Genomic DNA, 4040 nt, shown 5'->3' with positions numbered 1-4040 from the left:
GGCCCTGAGATGACCCTCGTCGGCGTCGGCGGCATCGCCACCGTCGACGACGCCCGCGAGCGGCTCGCGGCCGGTGCCGACCTGCTCCAGGGCTACACCGGGTTCATCTACGAGGGCCCGCTCTACGCCCGCCGGATCGCGAACGGGGTGGCTCGATGAGCTTCGGTGCCCGCTACGTCGCCGCGCTCGCCGAGCGTGGGCGGCTCTGTGCCGGGATCGACCCGCATGCCTCGCTGCTCCTCGACTGGGGACTCGACGACGACCTCGCCGGCCTGGAGAGGTTCGCGCTGACCGCGGTCGAGGGCCTGGCTCCGTACGTCCCGGTCGTCAAGCCCCAGAGCGCCTTCTACGAGCGCTTCGGGTCGCGCGGCGTGGCGGTCCTGGAACGTGTCATCGCCGAGTCGAAGGCCGCGGGGGCGCTGGTGCTCCTCGACATCAAGCGCGGCGACATCGGCTCCACGAGCCAGGCGTACGCCGACGCCTACCTCGATCCCGCCAGCCCGCTGGGCTCCGACGCGGTGACGGTGAGCCCCTACCTCGGGTTCGGCTCGCTGACGCCGTTCGTGGAGACCGCCGCCAAGTTCGACGCCGGGCTGTTCGTGCTCGCCCTGACCTCCAACAAGGAGGGTCCCGAGGTGCAGCACGCAACGGTCGAGGACGGCCGCAGCGTCGGCCGGGTGATGCTCGACCATCTGCGCCGGTTGAACGAGGCCGAGACGCCGCTGGGCTCCTTCGGCGCGGTCGTCGGCGCCACGATCGACGGCGCGGACGGTGCTGGGGTGGCGTACGACTTCGGGTTCAACGGCCCCATCCTGGCGCCGGGCTTCGGTGAGCAGGGCGGCACCCCGGGCGACCTCGCCCGGATCTTCGGTCCAGCCAACGCCAACGTGGTCGCCAGCACCAGCCGCGGGCTGCTCCGGAAGGGCCCCGACGTGGCCGCGCTGCGCGACGAGGCGCTGCGGCTGCGGGACGAGCTCGGCTGAGGGCTGCCGGTTCGTCTAGGTATGCAGACGAACCGTCGCTTCCCAAGCGGAGCTCCGCACGGGAAGAGACGGTTTCGCTGCATACCTAGACCAACCGCCCACCCCCGTGCCTGACACACTGGCCCGATGACCACTCTCCGGATGGCCGCCCGGCTCCTCGTCCTGCCGATACTCGCCACGACCATGAGCTCGTGCGGTGACCCGATCGAGGGCTACTGCGAGTCGCTGAAGGGCCACCAGGAGGAGCTCACCAAGACGCTGGGGGAGGGCGGCACCGGTGGGCTGATCGCGGCCCTGCCCGTGTTCGAGGACCTCGAGAGCAACGCCCCCGACGACATCAAGAAGGACTGGACGACGATCACAGGGGCGGTGTCGGGGCTCAGCACCGTGCTTGAGGACGCCGGCGTCTCCGCCGAAGACTACGAGAACGGCGAGCCGCCCGAGGGCGTCAGCGATGCCGAGGCGAAGAAGATCGCCGAAGCGGCCACCAAGGTGAGCAGCACGAAGACGCAGGAGGCGTCCGTACGCGTCCAGCAGCATGCACGGGACGTCTGTCACACCGCGCTGACGCTGTGAACGGGAACTGAACCGGAACCGAACCGAATGGGCATCAGATAGGCGACCCCGATTGCCGCCCCGGCAACGTAATGGCTAGATTGGCGCGAGCGCTTACTTTCAGCGCTCGGCCGGGGGGCACGATCCCTGTACCGCGCGACCCGGTTGCCCTGTTGACTACACATTTGATCGTGAAAGGGAGTCTTCGTGGCTCTGCCTCCGGACATCACCCCTGAACAGCGCGCTGCCGCGCTCGCCAAAGCCGCGGCCTCGCGCCAGGAGCGGGCTGCTGTCAAGAACAAGGTCCGCACTGGCGGCATGTCCGTCATCGAGGTCATCGAGGAGGGGAAGAAGAACGAGGTCGTCGGCAAGATGAAGGTCATCGACCTGCTGACCTCCCACCCCGGCCTCGGTGAGGTGCGGGCAACCCAGATGATGGAGCGCCTCGGCATCGCGATGAGCCGACGTGTGCAGGGCCTCGGCCCCAAGCAGGTCGCCGCGTTGGTCGAGGAGTTCGCTCGCCGATGAGTCTGATGGCGGACGAGAAGGCCCCGGCCGGCACCGGCGAGAGCCAGGAGAAGCGACTGGTGGTCCTGGCCGGCCCGACCGCGGTCGGCAAGGGCACCGTCTCCGCGGCGATCCGTGACGACCATCCCGAGGTCTTCTTGTCCGTCTCGGCGACGACCCGGAAGCCTCGCGAGGGCGAGGTCCACGGGGTGCATTACCTCTTCGTCTCCGACGAGGAGTTCGACGCGATGATCGCCGGCGGCGAGCTGCTGGAGTGGGCCACCGTCCACAACATGGCCCGCTACGGGACGCCGCGCGGTCCCGTCGTCAAGGCGTTGGCCGAGGGCCGCCCGGCGATGCTCGAGATCGACCTGCAGGGCGCCCGGCTGGTGCGCGAGACCATGCCCGAGGCCATCTTCGTGTTCCTCGCCCCGCCGAGCTGGGACGAGCTCGTACGCCGCCTGGTCGGCCGTGGCACCGAGACCGAGGCCGAGCGGGAGCGCCGCCTCGAGACTGCGCGGGTCGAGCTGGCGGCGGAGAAGGAGTTCGACGTCACCATCGTGAACCACGAAGTTCATCAGGCAGCCGATGAGTTGGTAACCTTGATGACGCTCGGGCTCCCGAGCAAGAAATCCGACCAAGCCGACAAGTGAGGCTCACGTGGCTGCCCCTCAGATCGACGCCCAGGGCGTGACCAACCCCTCGATCGACGACCTGCTGACGAAGACCGACAGCAAGTACAAGCTGGTTCTCTACAGCGCGCAGCGGGCTCGCCAGATCAACGCCTACTACTCCCAGCTCGGTGAAGGCCTGCTGGAGTACGTCGGCCCCCTCGTTGACACCCACGTTCAGGAGAAGCCCCTCTCGATCGCGCTGCGCGAGATCAACGAGGACCTGCTGACCTGCGAGGACATCGACCCGGCCGAGCTGGCCGCCCAGGCTGCCGCCGCTCAGGCCGCTGCCGCCGAGGCGCCCTCCGCGGACGCCTGATCTAGGCACTTCGCTGTCCACCAACAGCACCACCCCGGCCGCCGCTCTCGACGAGAGGCGGCCGAAAGTGGTCTTAGGGGTCGCCGGCGGCATCGCCGCCTACAAGGCGGCCGAGCTGCTGCGCCGGTTCACCGAGTCCGGCCATGACGTGACCGTGGTCCCCACGGCCTCCGCCCTCGAGTTCGTCGGCGCCCCCACCTGGGCGGCGCTGTCGGGCAAGGAGATCGCCACCGGCGTCTTCGAGAACATCACCGAGGTGCCGCACGTACGCATCGGGCAGCAGGCCGACCTCGTGGTGGTCGCCCCGGCGACCGCCAACACGCTCGCCCGCGCGGCCCACGGCCTCGCGGACGATCTGCTCAGCAACGTACTGCTCACCGCACGCTGCCCGGTCGTGTTCGCCCCGGCGATGCACACCGAGATGTGGGAGCACCCGGCCACGCAGGCCAACGTGGCCACGCTGCGCGAGCGCGGCAACATCGTCATCGAGCCCGCCGAGGGCCGGCTGACCGGCAAGGACACCGGCAAGGGGCGGCTGCCCGAGCCGAGCGAGATCTTCGAGCTGTGCCGGGCGGTGCTCGCCCACGGTGCCCGCGCCGACCTGACCGGTCGTCACGTCGTCGTCTCGGCAGGCGGCACCCGCGAGTTCCTGGACCCGGTCCGCTACCTCGGCAACCGTTCCTCGGGCCTCCAGGGCTACGCCATCGCCCGCGCGGCGGCCGCCCGCGGCGCCGAGGTGACCCTGGTCGCCGCCAACGTGACCCTGCCCGACCCGGCCGGCCTGAAGGTGGTACGTGTCGGCACCACCGCCGAGCTGCGCGACGCCGTGGTCTCCGCGGCCGCCGGCGCGGACGCGATTGTGATGGCGGCGGCTCCGGCCGACTTCCGTCCGACCGGCGTGAGCGAGGCGAAGATCAAGAAGGCGTCCGACGGCTCGGCGCCGACGATCGAGCTGATGCAGATATAAGACATCCTGGCCGAGTTCTACGAATTTATGAGTTTTGA

The 4040-nt window shown here is 69.6% G+C and carries 6 protein-coding genes and 1 pseudogene; all 7 read left to right on the top strand.

The features are described 5' to 3' along the window. Positions 1-9: 9 nt before the first annotated feature. Positions 10-159: a hypothetical protein gene (locus ACFVJS_RS26730; RefSeq protein WP_378886589.1), complete on the top strand. Its 150-nt coding sequence runs from the start codon at positions 10-12 to the stop codon at positions 157-159. After that, positions 156-983 carry an orotidine-5'-phosphate decarboxylase gene (gene pyrF / locus ACFVJS_RS26725; protein ID WP_378886588.1) on the top strand — a complete coding sequence of 276 codons (828 nt, stop codon included), beginning with the start codon at positions 156-158 and terminating at the stop codon, positions 981-983. Before ACFVJS_RS26730 ends, pyrF begins: the two co-directional genes overlap by 4 nt. 126 nt (positions 984-1109) lie before the next feature. Then, the gene (locus tag ACFVJS_RS26720; protein WP_378886587.1) at positions 1110-1559 is read left to right on the top strand and encodes a hypothetical protein; all 450 of its coding nucleotides are present in this window, start codon (positions 1110-1112) and stop codon (positions 1557-1559) included. A gap of 186 nt (positions 1560-1745) precedes the next feature. After that, positions 1746-2066, top strand: coding sequence for an integration host factor, actinobacterial type (gene mihF / locus ACFVJS_RS26715; RefSeq protein WP_008356752.1), 321 nt, complete (start codon positions 1746-1748; stop codon positions 2064-2066). Beyond that, positions 2063-2698, top strand: a complete 636-nt coding sequence (gmk, locus tag ACFVJS_RS26710; protein ID WP_378886586.1) for a guanylate kinase — start codon at positions 2063-2065, stop codon at positions 2696-2698. Before mihF ends, gmk begins: the two co-directional genes overlap by 4 nt. A 7-nt stretch (positions 2699-2705) precedes the next feature. Continuing rightward, positions 2706-3035: a DNA-directed RNA polymerase subunit omega gene (rpoZ, locus tag ACFVJS_RS26705; protein ID WP_378886585.1), complete on the top strand. Its 330-nt coding sequence runs from the start codon at positions 2706-2708 to the stop codon at positions 3033-3035. A gap of 67 nt (positions 3036-3102) precedes the next feature. Next, positions 3103-3996 (top strand): annotated as a pseudogene (gene coaBC, locus ACFVJS_RS26700) (bifunctional phosphopantothenoylcysteine decarboxylase/phosphopantothenate--cysteine ligase CoaBC); the annotation flags it as partial. Between the last annotated feature and the right edge of the window lie 44 nt (positions 3997-4040).

This window comes from Nocardioides sp. NPDC057772 (assembly GCF_042798075.1).
GTDB lineage: Bacteria > Actinomycetota > Actinomycetes > Propionibacteriales > Nocardioidaceae > Nocardioides.
The sequence above is the reverse complement of the archived record's forward strand: the minus strand, read 5'-3'. Positions and strand labels throughout refer to the sequence as shown.